Source organism: Cellulomonas sp. B6 (assembly GCF_001462455.1).
In the GTDB taxonomy this organism is placed as follows: domain Bacteria; phylum Actinomycetota; class Actinomycetes; order Actinomycetales; family Cellulomonadaceae; genus Cellulomonas.
Genome location: NZ_LNTD01000273.1, coordinates 1 through 15,793, shown reverse-complemented (window position 1 = coordinate 15,793; position 15,793 = coordinate 1). Strand labels below are relative to the sequence as shown.

General features: G+C 74.0%; 14 protein-coding genes and 2 tRNA genes. 9 read left to right on the top strand and 7 right to left on the bottom strand.

Annotation, left to right across the window (positions count from 1 at the left end):
• Positions 1-298 (top strand): hypothetical protein (locus ATM99_RS19550; protein WP_223305266.1); only part of this gene is annotated, 298 nt, incomplete at its 5' end.
• Positions 299-412: 114 nt separating this feature from the next.
• Here ATM99_RS19550 and ATM99_RS18085 read toward each other — a convergent pair.
• A complete protein-coding gene (locus ATM99_RS18085; protein ID WP_190278878.1) occupies positions 413-1,066 on the bottom strand; it encodes an SGNH/GDSL hydrolase family protein in 654 nt (217 codons plus the stop codon).
• 285 nt (positions 1,067-1,351) lie between these two features.
• On the opposite strand from ATM99_RS18085, the gene ATM99_RS18080 reads away from it, so the two are divergent.
• Positions 1,352-1,425: transfer RNA gene (locus ATM99_RS18080), tRNA-Pro, on the top strand.
• Between the two features lie 125 nt (positions 1,426-1,550).
• A complete protein-coding gene (locus ATM99_RS18075; RefSeq protein WP_062104183.1) occupies positions 1,551-2,006 on the top strand; it encodes an iron chaperone in 456 nt (151 codons plus the stop codon).
• 55 nt (positions 2,007-2,061) lie between these two features.
• Here ATM99_RS18075 and ATM99_RS18070 read toward each other — a convergent pair whose 3' ends face one another.
• A complete protein-coding gene (locus ATM99_RS18070) occupies positions 2,062-2,535 on the bottom strand; it encodes a hypothetical protein (protein ID WP_062104182.1) in 474 nt (157 codons plus the stop codon).
• A 151-nt stretch (positions 2,536-2,686) separates the two neighbouring features.
• Positions 2,687-2,757: transfer RNA gene (locus tag ATM99_RS18065), tRNA-Gly, on the bottom strand.
• 330 nt (positions 2,758-3,087) lie between these two features.
• Here ATM99_RS18065 and tig point away from each other — a divergent pair.
• From tig to ATM99_RS18035, 6 genes are all read left to right on the top strand, one after another.
• On the top strand, positions 3,088-4,440 hold the full coding sequence (gene tig, locus ATM99_RS18060; protein WP_062104181.1) for a trigger factor: 1,353 nt from the start codon (positions 3,088-3,090) through the stop codon (positions 4,438-4,440).
• A 257-nt stretch (positions 4,441-4,697) separates the two neighbouring features.
• A complete protein-coding gene (locus tag ATM99_RS18055) occupies positions 4,698-5,318 on the top strand; it encodes an ATP-dependent Clp protease proteolytic subunit (protein ID WP_062104180.1) in 621 nt (206 codons plus the stop codon).
• 40 nt (positions 5,319-5,358) lie between these two features.
• Positions 5,359-6,054, top strand: coding sequence for an ATP-dependent Clp protease proteolytic subunit (locus tag ATM99_RS18050; protein WP_062104179.1), 696 nt, complete (start codon positions 5,359-5,361; stop codon positions 6,052-6,054).
• Positions 6,055-6,306: 252 nt separating this feature from the next.
• Positions 6,307-7,584, top strand: a complete 1,278-nt coding sequence (gene clpX, locus ATM99_RS18045) for an ATP-dependent Clp protease ATP-binding subunit ClpX (RefSeq protein ID WP_062104178.1) — start codon at positions 6,307-6,309, stop codon at positions 7,582-7,584.
• Positions 7,581-7,895: a chorismate mutase gene (locus ATM99_RS18040; protein ID WP_062104177.1), complete on the top strand. Its 315-nt coding sequence runs from the start codon at positions 7,581-7,583 to the stop codon at positions 7,893-7,895. Before clpX ends, ATM99_RS18040 begins: the two co-directional genes overlap by 4 nt.
• A 124-nt stretch (positions 7,896-8,019) precedes the next feature.
• On the top strand, positions 8,020-9,216 hold the full coding sequence (locus tag ATM99_RS18035) for a Vms1/Ankzf1 family peptidyl-tRNA hydrolase (protein WP_062104176.1): 1,197 nt from the start codon (positions 8,020-8,022) through the stop codon (positions 9,214-9,216).
• A gap of 59 nt (positions 9,217-9,275) precedes the next feature.
• Here the strand turns inward: ATM99_RS18035 and ATM99_RS18030 are convergent, their stop codons facing one another.
• From ATM99_RS18030 to ATM99_RS18015, 4 genes are all read right to left on the bottom strand, one after another.
• Positions 9,276-12,269: a glycoside hydrolase family 2 TIM barrel-domain containing protein gene (locus tag ATM99_RS18030; protein WP_062104175.1), complete on the bottom strand. Its 2,994-nt coding sequence runs from the start codon at positions 12,267-12,269 to the stop codon at positions 9,276-9,278.
• An 8-nt stretch (positions 12,270-12,277) separates the two neighbouring features.
• The gene (locus tag ATM99_RS18025; RefSeq protein WP_062104174.1) at positions 12,278-14,098 is read right to left on the bottom strand and encodes a long-chain fatty acid--CoA ligase; all 1,821 of its coding nucleotides are present in this window, start codon (positions 14,096-14,098) and stop codon (positions 12,278-12,280) included.
• Positions 14,099-14,165: 67 nt separating this feature from the next.
• Positions 14,166-14,942 carry an amino acid ABC transporter ATP-binding protein gene (locus ATM99_RS18020; protein WP_062104173.1) on the bottom strand — a complete coding sequence of 259 codons (777 nt, stop codon included), beginning with the start codon at positions 14,940-14,942 and terminating at the stop codon, positions 14,166-14,168.
• Complete coding sequence (locus ATM99_RS18015) at positions 14,939-15,778, bottom strand: amino acid ABC transporter permease (RefSeq protein WP_082660036.1); 840 nt, start codon at positions 15,776-15,778, stop codon at positions 14,939-14,941. Before ATM99_RS18015 ends, ATM99_RS18020 begins: the two co-directional genes overlap by 4 nt.
• Between the last annotated feature and the right edge of the window lie 15 nt (positions 15,779-15,793).

Below are 15,793 nucleotides of genomic sequence, written 5' to 3'. Positions count from 1 at the left end.
GCTCGCCTTCCTGGGCACGGACGCCGCCCTGCCGGGCGAGCCGGTCTGCCGGCGCAGCGACGGCATCGACACGCACTACGAGGCGGTGCTCACCGCGTCGACCGCCGACGTCGTCGCCTGGCTCGCGCTCGTGCAGCCCGGTGCGACGCTCGACGCGGCCGGGTGCGGGGCCGACGTCGACCTGTGCCTGAACGTCCCGCGGGACCCCGGCGGCCCGGGCGACGCGCACGTCCTGACCGTGCAGGTCGTCGGCGAGGGCCCGGTCGCGGCCGTCCGGGTCACGGCGTTCACGACCTGACCCCCCGCGGGCCCCGCGACCGGTCGGGCGTCCCGGTCGTCGCCGCCCGGTGCCCGCACGGCCCCGCGCGGCGCCGCGCCGCCCGGCGCTCGTCCGTCCCCGCGGGAGAAGGGTTCAGCGGGCGGCGAGCCCCACGGCGTCGAGCCACGCCTCGGCGAGCAGGCCGTGCCCCGCGGGCGTCGGGTGCACGCCGTCGAACGCCCACCGCTCGGGCGACGTCCGCGCCGCGGCCGCCGCGAACAGCCCGTCGGCCGGCACGAGCGTGGCACCGACCTCGCCCGCCAGCCGCCGCACGACGTGGATGCGCGGGTCGAGGTCCTCGCGCCACGCGTGCTCGACGGGCGCCACGGGCAGCAGGAACGGCTCGATCAGCACGAGCCGCGCGTCGAGCCGCTCGCGCGTCGCGTCGAGGATCGCGCGGTAGTGCTCCTCGTACTCCTCGACCGACGTCGGCGTGCCCGAGTCGTAGCGGCGCCACGTGTCGTTGACGCCGATGAGCACCGAGACCACCGTCGGCTCGAGGTCGAGCGCGTCGGCTGCCCAGCGCTCGCGCAGCTGCCGCGTGGTGTTGCCGCCGATGCCGCGGTTGAGGAACGTCAGCCCCAGGTCCGGGCGGCGTGCACCGGCCAGCGCCGCGACGATCCCCGCGTACCCGTGCCCCAGGCCCCACGGCGAGTCCGGCTGGTCGCGGTCGCGCCCCCAGTCCGTGATGGAGTCGCCGGTCAGGAGCACGCGGTCGCCGCGGCGCAGCGGTGTCGTCGTCGTCACCCGACGATCCCACCACGCCGCGAGCGTGCCGCGGAAGCGCGGCCCCGCCCTGCACGCCCCCGTCTCACCCGCGCGTGCCACCCCGCTCCCGCACCGGCTCCCTCGCACCCCGCTCCGCGTACTGCCTCACACCGACGGACAGCGCCGCGGTCGACGGACACACGCACGCCGCTGTCCGTCGAGCCGTGGCGCTGTCCGTCGACACGGGGGGACGCCGCAGGGGGAGGGGCCGCGGAGGGCGCGCCGGTAGGGTGTGCGTGCCGTGCCACCCTGTGCGCACGAGCGCGGGGTGTGGCGCAGGTTGGTAGCGCGTCCGCTTTGGGAGCGGAAGGTCGTGGGTTCGAATCCCGCCACCCCGACGGTCGCGAGGTCGGTCGTCCGGCCGGTCGACCGCGTGCCGCGCTCTCGTCAGGATCCGAGAAGCGCGCCCGTCGCGTCGTCCCTAGCCTCGGTGCCGACAGATCCACCGAGCGAGGAGCGGGACATGGCCACGAGGGCGACCGACGCGGAGGCCGACGGGTTCACGGCCGAGGAGCGGGCGGCGATGAAGGAGCGCGCGGCCGAGCTGCGCGTGCAGAAGGGGCGCCGCGGCACGGCCGACAAGGCGGCCGCCGCGGAGGCCGACGCGCTCGAGAAGATCGCCGAGATGCCCGAGCCGGACCGCGTCATCGCCGAGCGCGTGCACGCGATCGTGCGCGAGCACGCGCCCGCGCTCGCGCCGCGCACCTGGTACGGCCAGCCCGCGTACGCCAAGGACGGCCAGGTCGTCTGCTTCTTCCAGGCGGCCTCGAAGTTCGGCACGCGGTACGCGACGCTCGGCTTCAACGAGTCCGCGGCGCTCGACGACGGTGCCATGTGGCCCACCGCCTTCGCGATCACCGGGCTCACCGACGACGTCGTCGACCGCGTGACCGACCTGGTCCGGCGCGCGGCGGGCTGACGGTCCGCAACCGCCGTCGGGGCGCGCCGGCCGGCGCGGTTCACGCCGGTGCGGTTCAGGCCGGCTCGCGGACCGGGACCAGCAGCTCGAGCTGGTGGTGACCCAGCACCCGCGCGGCGGCGGGCGAGGACGTGACGCGGAACGCCACGGGGCGTGCGGCGGACTCGTCGAGGTCGAACGGGGACGCCTCGACCCACGCACGCAGCTCGCGCAGCACCCGCTCGCCGTCGGCGTCGTCACCGTCGCGCGCCACCCCGGCGGCGTACAGCCCGCCGGCGAACCGCTCGACGGCCCAGCCCGCGTCGGTGACGTCGTCGTCCGGCGCGAGCAGCCACGACCACACGAGCGGTCCGTCGCCGCCGTCCCGCCACATGAGGTCGCGCGGTGCGAGCACGAGCGGGTCGGTGCGCGCCGAGAACCACGCGTCGAAGCGCGCGAGGGTCGCACCGGGGGCGAACGGGTCCGGGTCGGGGGCCGGGCCGGTCGTGGCGACCTGGCTCGCGGGCAGCTCGATCACGCGGACGTGCACGGACGCCTCCTCAGTAGCGGGTGCGCCCAGGTTCCCGAGGGCAGGCGGGGAGTGCGAGGGTCGGAGGTCCCGGGTGCGTCGTCACGCCGGACGACGGGGCGAGGACGCACGACGGGCCGGCGGGGAGCCCCCCGTCCGGCCCGTGCCGCGGAGCGGACGACGGGAATCGAACCCGCGTAGCCAGTTTGGAAGACTGGGGCTCTACCATTGAGCTACGTCCGCACGCGCCCGGCGCTGACCGGGCGGCGCAGCAAGGTTACCGGGTCCGGCCGGGTCCGCGGCCCGTGACGGCGCGCGGCTCCCGACGATCGGTCGGCGATCGGCCGACGATCAGCGCGTCGTGCGGTCCGCTTTGGCGGTCCGTCCCGCCGGTGCCGTAGCATCGAGGGTCGCGCGTCCGCGCTCCCGGGTGCCTGCACGACGCCGCCCCCCGGGCGGCCGTCGCGGTGCTGCCGGGGCCGCCGTGCGGACCCCGTGACCCGTCGCGGACCAGATCGTGCCACTCCGTCGGACCAGCCGGCGCCCGGCCATGACCAGTTGGAGACCATCGAAGTGAAGAGCGCCGTCGAGACCCTGGAGCCCACCAAGGTCAAGCTGTCCGTCGAGGTGTCGTACGACGAGCTCAAGCCGAGCATCGAGCACGCGTACCAGCACATCGCCGAGCAGGTGACGGTGCCGGGCTTCCGCAAGGGCAAGGTGCCGCCGCGCATCATCGACCAGCGGGTCGGCCGCCCGGCCGTCATCGAGCACGCCGTGAACGAGGGCCTGTCGGGCTTCTACGCCGACGCCGTGCGCGAGAACGAGCTGCGCCCGATGGGCCAGCCCGAGGTCGAGGTCACCCAGGTCCCCGGCCTCGTCGCCGGCGACGAGGGCGAGCTGCACTTCACCGCCGAGGTCGAGGTCCGCCCCGAGATCACGCTGCCCGCGCTCGACGGCCTGACGCTCACGGTCGACGACGTCGAGGTCTCCGACGAGGACGTGCAGGCGCGTCTCGACGCGCTGCGCGAGCGCTTCGGCTCGCTCGTGGGCGTCGACCGTCCCGCGCAGGACGGCGACTTCGTCGTCATCGACCTCGCCGCGACGATCGGCGACGAGCAGGTCGACCAGGTCTCCGGCACGAGCTACCAGATCGGTTCGGGCAACATGCTCGAGGGCCTCGACGAGGCGCTCACGGGTCTGTCGGCCGGTGAGACGACCTCGTTCGAGACCGAGCTCGTCGGCGGCGAGCGCCAGGGCGAGAAGGCGACCGTGACCGTGACGGCCACGGGCGTCAAGGAGCGCCAGCTCCCCGAGGTCGACGACGAGTTCGCGCAGCTCGCGAGCGAGTTCGACACGATCGACGAGCTCAAGGCCGACCTGCGTGAGCAGGCCGCGCGCATCAAGGCGTCGAACCAGGCCGTGCAGGCCCGCGACCTGCTGGTCGAGAAGCTCACGTCCGACGTCGAGATCCCGGTCCCGGCGGGCGTCGTCGAGGCCGAGGTGCACCGCCACCTCGAGTCCGAGGGTCGTCTCGAGGACGACGAGCACCGCGCCGAGGTGACGGAGCAGGCGCAGACCGCGCTGCGCAACCAGATCCTGCTCGACACGCTCGCCGAGCAGCTCGACGTCAAGGTCAGCCAGAGCGAGCTGCTCGACTACCTCGTGAGCGCGTCGCGCCAGTACGGCATGGACCCCAACACGTTCATCCAGACCGTGGACCAGCAGGGTCAGATCCCCGCGATGGTCGCCGAGGTCGCGCGCTCCAAGGCGCTCGCGCTCTCGCTGCGCCAGGTCGCGGTCGTCGACGGCTCGGGTGCCGCGGTGGACCTCTCGGAGTTCATCGGCTCCGACGAGGAGGACGCCGCCGTCGAGCAGGCCGAGCAGGCCGAGGCCGTCCAGGACGAGGCCGCGGACGACAAGGCCTGACCCGCGCACCACGCACACCCCGACGGCCCCGCGACACCCACCCGGTGTCGCGGGGCCGTCGTCGTCCACGGGCGCGGACGTCGCCCCGCGGCAGGCGTGCGGGCGCCGGGACGCACCCGCTGCGCCGACAGCGAAACGGCGCGTCGCCGGGACATGGGCGGGTGCGCACGGGCGTTAGGGTCACAGCAACGCGCGGCCGGTGGGGCACCCTCGGGAGCCCGCCGCCGCGTCAGACGTAGCCAGACGAGGGAGCCTTCGTGAACGAGCAGGTGCCGGCCCTGGCCCGGGCAGATTCTCCGGGCCTCGGGCTCAACGATTCCATCTACAACCGACTGCTGCGCGAGCGGATCATCTGGCTCGGGTCGGAGGTCCGCGACGAGAACGCCAACGCGATCTGCGCGCAGATGATGCTGCTGGCGGCCGAGGACCCCGACAAGGACATCTGGCTGTACATCAACTCGCCGGGCGGGTCGATCACGGCCGGCATGGCGATCTACGACACGATGCAGTACATCAAGCCGGACGTCGCGACGATCGCGATGGGCATGGCCGCCTCGATGGGGCAGTTCCTGCTCTCGTCGGGCGCCAAGGGCAAGCGGTACGCGACGCCCCACGCCCGCGTGATGATGCACCAGCCCTCGGGCGGCATCGGCGGCACCGCCACCGACGTGCGCATCAACGCCCAGCTCATCCTGCACATGAAGAAGGTGCTGGCCGAGCTGATCGCCGAGCAGACCGGCAAGGACGTCGAGCAGATCAACGCCGACTCGGACCGTGACCGCTGGTTCACGGCGCCCGAGGCGCTCGAGTACGGCTTCATCGACCACGTGGTCACCAGCAGCCACTCGGTCGCCGGCGGCGGCGGGACCTCGGCCTGACGGCCGGGCGACGCGCACAGAACCAGCGAGGAGAACCTTCGTGAGCATGGAGTCCCAGTTCATCGCCCGCGCCGGCCGGCTGGCCGGCGGCACGGCGCCCGCCTCGCCGTCCGGCCGCTACGTGCTGCCGCAGTTCGAGGAGCGCACCGCCTACGGCTTCAAGCGCCAGGACCCGTACACCAAGCTGTTCGAGGACCGCATCATCTTCCTCGGCGTGCAGGTGGACGACGCCTCGGCCGACGACGTCATGGCGCAGCTGCTCGTGCTCGAGTCCACGGACCCGGACCGCGACATCACGCTGTACATCAACTCGCCCGGCGGCTCGTTCACGGCCCTCACGGCGATCTACGACACGATGCAGTACATCAAGCCGCACATCGCGACCGTCTGCCTCGGGCAGGCGGCCTCGGCCGCGGCCGTGCTGCTCGCGGCCGGCTCGCCCGGCAAGCGCCTGGCGCTGCCGAACGCGCGCGTGCTGATCCACCAGCCCGCGATGGAGGGTGGCGGCTACGCGCAGGCGTCCGACATCGAGATCCAGGCCAACGAGCTCATCCGCATCCGCGAGTGGCTCGAGGCGGCGCTCGCGCAGCACACGGGTCGCACCGTCGAGCAGGTCGCCAAGGACATCGAGCGCGACAAGATCCTCACCGCGGCGCAGGCCAAGGAGTACGGGATCGTCGACCAGGTGCTCGAGAGCCGCAAGGGCGTGCACGCGGCCGTCGTGCAGCCGTCCTGATCGTCGTGACCCCGGCCCCGTCGTGCGACGACGGGGCCGGGGTCACGGAACGGATGTGACCGCGGCATCCGTGCGATAACGGACGCACGCACCGGCGTGTTCGTCTCGACACGCCGCGACCCGCCAGGGGAGTACGGCTGACACCCGGCCCCGGGTGGTGTGCAATGGGGGGACGTGACTCGCGGACCGCGAGGTCACGACGACGGCGCACCGCCGGAACGGCGGAGGGCGACACGAGGGAAGGGGACGCACGTGGCGCGGATCGGGGACGGTGCCGACCTTCTCAAGTGCTCCTTCTGCGGCAAGTCCCAGAAGCAGGTCAAGAAGCTCATCGCGGGGCCGGGCGTCTACATCTGCGACGAGTGCATCGACCTGTGCAACGAGATCATCGAGGAAGAGCTCGCCGAGGCCACCGAGGTCGGCATGGTCGAGCTGCCCAAGCCGAAGGAGATCTTCGACTTCCTCGAGCAGTACATCGTCGGCCAGGAGGGCGCCAAGCGGTCGCTCGCCGTGGCGGTGTACAACCACTACAAGCGGATCCAGGCCGGTGAGGGCGCGCGGACCACGGCGGGCGAGGAGCCCGTGGAGATCGCGAAGTCCAACATCCTGCTGATCGGGCCCACGGGGTGCGGCAAGACGTACCTCGCGCAGACGCTCGCGAAGATGCTCAACGTCCCGTTCGCGATCGCGGACGCCACGGCCCTCACCGAGGCGGGCTACGTCGGCGAGGACGTCGAGAACATCCTGCTCAAGCTCATCCAGGCCGCCGACTACGACGTCAAGAAGGCCGAGACGGGGATCATCTACATCGACGAGATCGACAAGATCGCCCGCAAGAGCGAGAACCCGTCGATCACGCGCGACGTGTCCGGCGAGGGCGTGCAGCAGGCGCTGCTGAAGATCCTCGAGGGCACGACCGCGGCGGTGCCGCCGCAGGGCGGGCGCAAGCACCCGCACCAGGAGTTCATCCAGATCGACACGACGAACGTGCTGTTCATCGTGGCCGGCGCCTTCGCGGGGCTGGACGAGATCATCACGTCCCGTGCCGGACGCCGCGGCATCGGGTTCGGCTCGCCGATCCACTCGGCCGACGACGTCGACGTCTACGGCGAGGTCATGCCGGAGGACCTGCTGAAGTTCGGGCTCATCCCCGAGTTCATCGGCCGCGTCCCGATCATCACGACCGTGTCGCCGCTCGACCGCGCCGCGCTCGTGCGGATCCTCACCGAGCCGCGCAACGCGCTGGTCAAGCAGTACCAGCGCATGTTCCAGATCGACGGCGTCGAGCTGGAGTTCGAGGACGACGCGGTCGCCGCGGTCGCCGAGCAGGCGCTGCTGCGCGGCACGGGTGCGCGCGGCCTGCGGGCCATCCTCGAGGAGGTCCTGCAGCAGGTGATGTTCGAGGTGCCGTCGCGCGACGACGTCGCCCGGGTCGTCATCACGCGCGAGGTCGTGCTGGACAACGTCAACCCGACGCTCGTGCCGCGCGACGCGCAGGACAAGCGCGCGCCGCGCGAGAAGAGCGCGTGAGCGCAGACCGTCCCGTCGTGCCGGCCGAGCTGGCGCGGCTGCGGGGGAGCATCGACAACATCGACGCCGCGCTCGTGCACATCCTCGCCGAGCGGTTCAAGGCCACGCAGCGCGTCGGCGTGCTCAAGGCCGAGCTGGGCCTGCCGCCGTCCGACCCCGGCCGCGAGGCCGTGCAGGTCGAGCGGCTGCGGCAGCTCGCGCGGGAGGCCGACCTCGACCCGGTGTTCGCCGAGAAGTTCCTCGCCTTCGTCGTCGCCGAGGTGATCCGGCACCACGAGGCCATCGCGCAGGACCACGCGCAGCGCTCCTGAGCAGCGTCCCGGACCGGCAGGAACCGGGTGGCGCCCGGCGGCGCGATGTCGGAGGGTGGGACGGTCAGCCCGGGTCGTGCCGTGCGCGGCCGTGGGACCCCATGACGCGCGAGGAGACCTGCTCATGCACCTGAACTGGATCAAGCCGCTGCTCGGCCGTCCGGCGCCCTTCACCACCGTCTACCTGGACGCCACCCGCGACGACGCGACGGGTGCGGCGGACGTCCAGGCCCGGTGGAAGTCCCTGCGCCGCCAGCTCGAGCGCGACGGTGCGCCGGCGGGCGTGCTGGGCGACCTCGACGAGCTGCTGCGCCGCCCGACGGGCGTACCCGGCCCGCACGGTCGGGTCGTGGTCGCCGACGCCGAGGGCGTCGTGCTCGACCGCGTCCTGACCGAGCCGCCCGCGCAGTCCAGTGCGACGTGCGGACCGGTGCCGGTGCTCCTGCCCGCGGCGCGCGCGGCCGACGAGTCGACGTCGTACCTGCTGGTCGAGGTGGACCGGCAGGGCGCCGACCTCACCTGGTCCGACGGCACCGGACGACGGGCCGTGGACGAGGAGGGCGTCGAGGGCGGCCACGACGTGCTGCACAAGGTGCGCGAGGGCGGGCTGTCGCACCGCCGCATGCAGGCGCGCGTCGAGGACTCCTGGGAGCGCAACGCCGAGACCGTCGCGGCGGAGCTCGACAAGCAGGTGGTCGAGCGGCGTCCCGAGCTCGTGCTGCTGACGGGCGACGTGCGCGCCGTGGCGCTCGTCAAGGACGCCGTGGGGCAGGCGGTGCGCGACCTGCTGGTCGAGGTGCCGGGCGGCTCGCGGGCCGAGGGCGTGAACCGGGCGGCGTTCGACGAGCGGGTCGCGCAGGTGCTCGCCGAGCACTGCGCGCGGCGGCGGGAGCAGGTGCTCGACCGGTTCCGGGAGGGGCTCGGGCGTGGCGAGGAGGCGGTGACCTCGCTCTCCGACGTCGTCGCGGTGCTGCAGCGCGGCCAGGTCGCCGAGCTCGTGCTGGGGGAGCCCGCGCCCGGGGCGTCGTGGGCGCCCGACGAGCACGAGGTGTGGGTCGGGGACGGTCCGCTCGAGCTCGCGACGTCGCGCGAGGACCTCGACGCGATCGGTGCCACGGGGGAGCCCCGTCGCATGCCCGCCGCGGTGGCGCTCGTCCGGGCGGCGGTCGGTCAGGACGCGGGCCTCACGTTCGCGCCCGACGGCAGCGTCGAGCTCGCCGACGGGGTCGGGGCCGTGTTGCGCTGGAGCGACGGCTCGACACCGCGCGAGTCGGTGCTCTCGCAGTCGGGCGACGCGGCGCGCGTGCACAACGTGCCCTGACGCGGCAGCGGTCCTGACGCGGACGGTCGCGGCCGCACCCCGGGGTGCGGCCGCGACCGTCACGCGTGCAGGCGCAGGTGCAGCGTCGCCGTGACCGGGTGCAGCACCGCGTCGGGCAGCACGCCCGGTCCGCACGCGGCGGACCCGAGGCCGTGCTGCGCGGCGTCGAGGTGCAGCCACAGCAGGCCGTCGGGCACGAGCTCGTGCGGGTGCGCCGCCGCGGCGAGCGCCGTGTCGGACCACGGGCGGGCCGTGAGCTCGAGCCCGGGCGCGGTGTGCGTGCCGTGCCGGACGTCGAGCGCGGTGACGGTCAGGGGGCCCGCCGCCAGGTCGAGCCGGGCGTGCGTGACGCCGCGGCGCGCGCCGTTCTCCTGCGGGTGCGTGTACCGCGTGCCGAGCGCGTCGACGGTGTGCCGCCACCGGCCGGGCAGCGCCGCGCGCGACGAGTCGGCGGAGGACTCGTGCGGGCCGAGGCCCGTCCAGTCGACGGTCACGGCGCCCGCGTCGGGCTGCTCGAGGGCGAGCAGCCACCCGAGGCGCGCGACCGAGCCGGGCCAGCGGCCCTCGGGTGCGAGGCGCAGCGTGAGGTCGACCGTGCGGTCGTCGACCGCGCGCCACTCGTAGCGGACGCGCAGCGCGCAGTCCGTCGCCGCTCCCGCGGTGCGACCGGTGACCACCAGCGCGTCGCCGTCGCGCCCGACCGAGTCGAGCCGCTCGTGCAGGCGCGTCAGCCCGGCGCGCTCCCAGGCGTCGCCGTCGCCCACGTCGGCGGACCACGAGCGCGCCCGGTCGTTGTCGGTGGGGGCGCGCCACGCGTCGACGCGCGCCAGCCGGACGCGCGTGCCGCCGAGCCGCACGACGCGCCCGGTGGCGTCGAGCTCGACGGGCCCGACGCGGTGGCCGCCCGCGGCGGTCGCGGCGGGGGTAGCCCTGCTGGTCGGCTCGGTACCGGTCACCGCGGGGGCGGCACCGCGGCGCAGCAGCACGTGGCCGGCACCGAGGTGCCCCGCGGCCACGTCGCGGCTGTCGCGCGGCACCGCGCGCACCACGAGCCACGCGGTCGCGGCGGGGGACAGGTCCGTCAGGACGTCGGGCGCGACGTCGTCGACGTGCACCTCGGTCGAGCCGCCGGGGGCGAGGACCGTCTCGACCTCACCGGTTGCGGCGACGTCGCCGTCCGCGACCACCTCCCACACCAGTCGCGCGTGCGCCGTGCTGGTGAACGCGTACCGGTTGCGGACCACCAGCGTCCCGGGCCGTTCTGGCACCGGGCGCACGCCGACGGGCGCGTAGACCGCCGCGAGCTCCAGGAGACCGGGCGAGGGCGTGCGGTCGGGCAGCAGGAGCCCGTCGGCGATGAACGTGCCGTCGTGCAGCTCCTCGCCGAAGTCCCCGCCGTAGCCGTGGAACGGCGTGCCGTCGGCCGTGCGGGTCGCGATCCCGTGGTCGATCCACTCCCACACGAACGCACCCAGGACCCGCGGGTGCGCGTCGACGAGGTCGACGTACTCGGTGAGCCCGCCGGGGCCGTTGCCCATCGCGTGCGCGTACTCGCACAGCACGAACGGCAGCGTGCGCCGCCGGGCGTCGGCCGCCGCGTCGGGCCATGCGGGCTCCTCGCCGCGCCCGATGAGCGCGACCTCCTCGGTCGACGCGTACATGCGCGAGTACACGTCGACGTGCGCGCTGGACCAGTCGCCCTCGTAGTGCACCGGCCGGGTGGGGTCGAGCGCGCGGACCGCGGCGGCCATGGCGCCGACATTGACGCCCGCGCCGGCCTCGTTGCCCAGCGACCACATCACCACGCTCGCGTGGTGGGCGTCGCGCCGCACCATGCGGTGCACGCGGTCGACGAGCAGCGGCTCCCACGCCGGGTCGTCGGTGGGGTTGCCGCGCCAGCCGAGCACCTCGAACCCGTGCGTCTCGAGGTCGTTCTCGTCGATCACGTACAGGCCGTGCTCGTCGCACAGGTCGAGGAAGTGCGGGTGCGGCGGCGCGTGGCTCGTGCGGACCGCGTTGACGTGGTGCCGCTTCATGAGCAGCACGTCCTCGAGCATGGTCGCGCGCGTGACGGCGCGCCCGCGCGTCGGCTCGAACTCGTGCCGGTTGACGCCGTAGAGCTTCACGGGCGCGCCGTTGACCGTGAGCACGCCGTCCGCGACCGCAACCGTGCGGAAGCCCGCGCGCAGCGTGACCGTCTCGGTGCCGGTGGAGACGACCACGTCGTACAGACGCGGGTGCTCGGCGCTCCACGGCTCGACCGCGCCCACGTCGAGCGTCGACCCCGCCCCGGCGTCGACCCCGAGCTCGGTGACGCGCACGCGCGCGTCCGCGCCGCCCTCGACGTCGACGCGCAGCGTGCCCGTGCCGGTCTCGTGGTCGTAGTGGGCGCGCAGCGTCACGTGCTCGACGCCGCCGGCGGGGCGGTGCGCGAGCGTCACGTCACGGAAGATGCCCGAGAGCCACCACTGGTCCTGGTCCTCGACGTACGTGTGCGCCGACCACTGCGTCACACGGACCGCGAGCAGGTTGGCCCCGGCGCGCACGGCGTCCGTCACGTCGACCTCGGTGGGCAGGCGCGAGCCGTGCGACTGCGCGAGCACGCGACCGTTGACCGCGACCTCGAACCACGAGTCGACGCCCTCGAACCGCAGCACGACCCGCCCGTCCGCGAGCCACGCCGCCGGGACGTCGACCGTGCGGCGGTACTCGCCCGTGGGGTTCTCGTGCGGCACGCGCGGCGGGTCCACGGGGATCGGGTACAGCACGTTCGTGTACGCCGGCCGCCCGTACGGCCACGCGTCGGGGGCGCCGGCGAGCTGCCAGTGCCCCGGCACCTCGAGGTCGGCCCAGCCGGGTCCGGCGCCGTCGTCGGCGGGGTCGAGCCCGGTGTCCGCGGTGGGGCTCAGGCGGAAGCGCCACGTGCCGTCGAGGCGCTGCTCGGGCGCGTCGCTCGCGCCGTCGGCGGGGCGGAAGCGCGCGTCGCGCACGCCGGTGGGCGGCGTGAGCGACTCGTGCGTGGGCGTCGGCTCGGGGACGGCGGTGTCCGGCACGACCGCGCTCAGTCGCCGTGCCCGGGGCGCGTGTCGACGTAGAGCTCGTCGATCACGGGCGCGAAGTCCTTGAGCACCGCGGCGCGCTTCACCTTGAGGGACGGCGTGAGGTAGCCGTTCGACTCGGTGAAGTCGGTCGTGAGGACGCGGATCTTGCGGATCGACTCGGCGCGCGAGACGGCCTCGTTGGCGCGCTCGACGGCCCGGTCGAGCGCCTCGAGCACCTGCGGGTGCGTCGACGCCGTCGTGACGTCCATCGCGGGCAGCCCGTGCATCGACAGCCACCCGGGCAGCATCTCGGCGTCGAGCGTGACGAGGGCACCGATGAACGGCCGCTGGTCACCGACCGCGACGACCTGGCTGACCAGCGGGTGCCCGCGCAGGCGGTCCTCGAGCACCGCGGGCGCGACGTTCTTGCCGCCCGCGGTGACGATGATCTCCTTGCTGCGGCCCGTGATGCGCAGGTAGCCGTCGTCGTCGAGCGTGCCGAGGTCGCCCGTGCGGAACCAGCCGTCGACCAGCACCTCGGCCGTCTCCTCGGGCATGTGCCGGTAGCCGCGGAAGACGTGCGGGCCCTTGACCCAGATCTGCCCGTCGTCGTCGACGCGCAGCGACGTGCCGGGGAACGCGGGGCCTACTGTCCCCACCTTCGTCAGGCCGGGGCGGTTGACCGATGTGGGCGCGGTCGTCTCGGTGAGGCCGTAGCCCTCGAGGATCCGCACGCCGATGCCGCGGTAGAAGTGCCCGAGGCGCTCGCCCAGCGGAGCGCCGCCCGAGATCGCGAACTCGGCGCGGCCGCCCAGCGCCGCGCGCAGCCTGGCGTGCACGAGCCGGCCCGCGAGCCGGTGCTGCGCGGTGAGCCCCGCCGAGGGGCCCTTCGCGGTGTCGAGCGCGCGCGAGTACGCGATCGCGACCTTGGCCGCCCACCGGAACAGCTTGAGCTTCGTGCCCGCGCCGGCCTTCTGCTCGGCCGAGTTGTAGACCTTCTCGAACACGCGCGGCACGGCCAGCACGAACGTCGGCCGGAACGACGCGAGGTCGGGCAGCAGGTTGCGCGTGTCGGGCGTGTGGCCCAGCACGGCGCCCGACGGCACGCACAGCACCTGGATGAACCGCGCGAAGACGTGCGCGAGGGGCATGAACAGCAGCGTGCGCGAGTACGGCTTGGCGCAGATCTCGCCCAGGCCCTCGACGCCGTTGCGCGACAGCTCGACGAAGTTGCCGTGCGTCAGCTCGACGCCCTTCGGGCGGCCCGTGGTGCCCGAGGTGTAGATGATCGTCGCGAGGTCGGCGCCGCGCGCGTGCGTGCTGCGCCGGTCGATCTCGACGTCCGCGACGTCGGCGCCGCGCGTCACGAGCGTGCCGATCGCGTCGTCGTCGAGGACCAGCACCTCCGTCAGACCCGGCAGGTCGTCGCGGACCTGCGCGACGACGGCCGCGTGCGCCGCGGTCTCGACGACCGCGAGGCGGATGCCGGCGTCGGACGCGATCCACCGCACCTGCTCGGCCGACGACGTCTCGTAGACCGGCACGCCCACGGCGCCCGCGGCCCACACCGCGAAGTCGACGAGCGTCCACTCGTAGCGCGTGCGCGACATGATGCCGACGCGGTCGCCGGGCTCGACGCCCGCGGCGACCAGGCCCTTGGCGACCGCACGCACCTGGGCGACGAACGCCGCCACGGTGATCTGCTGCCACGTGCCGCCCAGCGCGGTCTGCCGCTCGACGAACACGCCGTCGGGGTCGCGCGCGAGCCGGTCCGCGAGCATCGTGCAGATCGACGCGTCGGGCATCGGCGTCGCGAGGGTGGGCGAGGTGAACTCGGGCATGCGCGGAACTCCTGGAGGCGGGGGACGGGACGACCCTAGTGCCCGCGCCGCGGGCCGCGAGGGGACCTCACGCCCCCGGGTGCTGGTGGGTCGGGTCGAGCACGCGCTGCAGGAACGCACGCGTGCGCTCCTCGGTGGGTGCGCCGATCACCTGGTCGGCCGGGCCGGACTCGACCACGACGCCGTCGTCCATGAACACGACGCGGTCGCCGACCTCGCGTGCGAACGCCATCTCGTGCGTCACGACGATCATCGTCATGCCGGCGTCGGCGAGGTCGCGCATGACGCCCAGCACGTCGCCGACCAGCTCGGGGTCGAGCGCCGAGGTGGGCTCGTCGAACAGCATGAGCATCGGGTCCATCGACAGCGCACGGGCGATCGCGACGCGCTGCTGCTGGCCGCCCGAGAGCTGCGCGGGCATGGCCTGCGCGCGGTCGGCCAGGCCGACGCGCTCGAGGTTGGCGAGCGCGACACGCTCGGCCTCGGCGCGCGAGCGGCGCAGCACGCCGCGCTGCGCGATCGTGCAGTTGTCGAGCACCGTGCGGTGCGCGAACAGGTTGAACTGCTGGAACACCATGCCGACGTGCGTGCGCACGCGGTCGATGTCGACGTCGGGGTCGGTGACCTCGACGCCGAGCAGGTCGATGCGCCCCGACGTCGGCTGCTCGAGCAGGTTGACGCACCGCAGCAGCGTGGACTTGCCGGAGCCGGACGGGCCGATGACGCACACGACCTCGCCGGCGGCGACGTCGAGGTCGATGCCGCGCAGCACCTCGCGGTCGCCGAACGACTTGCGGAGGCCGGCGACGGACACGACGGCCGGGGCGGGGGAGGTCGCGCTCACTTGCCGCGTCCCTTCGTCGAGGTCCGGTGCTCGAGCCAGCGCGTGAGCTGGCCGAGCGGCAGGGTGAGGAGCAGGTAGCAGGCGCCGGCGACGAACAGCGCCGTGAGGCCGCCCTGCGCGGAGCTGAGCGCGTCACGGCCGATCTTGGTCAGGTCGTACTCGGTGACGAGCATGCCGAGCAGGAACACCAGCGAGGTGTCCTTGGTCAGCAGGATGATCTCGTTCGTCATCGGCGGCAGCACGATGCGGAACGCCTGCGGCACGACGACCTGCGCGAGCGTGCGCCCGTGCGACATGCCGAGCGAGCGCGCGGCCTCGACCTGGCCCTTCGGCACGGCCTCGATGCCGGCGCGCAGCGTCTCGGCGATGTAGGCGGCCGACACGACCCCGAGGGCGATGGACGCCTTGGCGAGCATCGAGGGGATGTTGACGCCGAACGCGATCGGCACCGCGAAGCCGACCGACAGCACGACGAGCAGCGCGGGGATGCCGCGGAAGAACTCGATGTAGGCGGTGGCGATCCAGCGGTAGGGCGCGACCGACGACAGCTTCATGAGCGCGAGCACCGCGCCGAGCGGCAGGCCGACCGCGAACGCGCCGAGCGTGTAGCGCACCGTGTTCCACAGCCCGCGCGGCATGCGGGACGCGAGATCGGCGGCGACGGCCGGGTTGAACAGCTGCTCGCCGACCTTCGACCAGTCGGTGAGGAACGCGACCGCGAGCACCACCGCGGCGAGCACGGCGTACTGGACGGCGCGCGTGACGCGGGCGCGTGTGCGCGGGCTCGTCCGGCGCCGGCCGGGCGGCATCTGCAGGGTCTGCGGTGCGGTGGTCATGCGGGCTCCGGTGGG

Coding starts and splice junctions, on each gene's coding strand:
- ATM99_RS18015 (WP_082660036.1), bottom strand. CDS start 15,778: ATGACCACCGCACCGCAGACCCTGCAGATGCCGCCCGGCCGGCGCCGG.
- ATM99_RS18025 (WP_062104174.1), bottom strand. CDS start 14,098: ATGCCCGAGTTCACCTCGCCCACCCTCGCGACGCCGATGCCCGACGCG.
- ATM99_RS18075 (WP_062104183.1), top strand. CDS start 1,551: ATGGCCACGAGGGCGACCGACGCGGAGGCCGACGGGTTCACGGCCGAG.
- ATM99_RS18035 (WP_062104176.1), top strand. CDS start 8,020: ATGCACCTGAACTGGATCAAGCCGCTGCTCGGCCGTCCGGCGCCCTTC.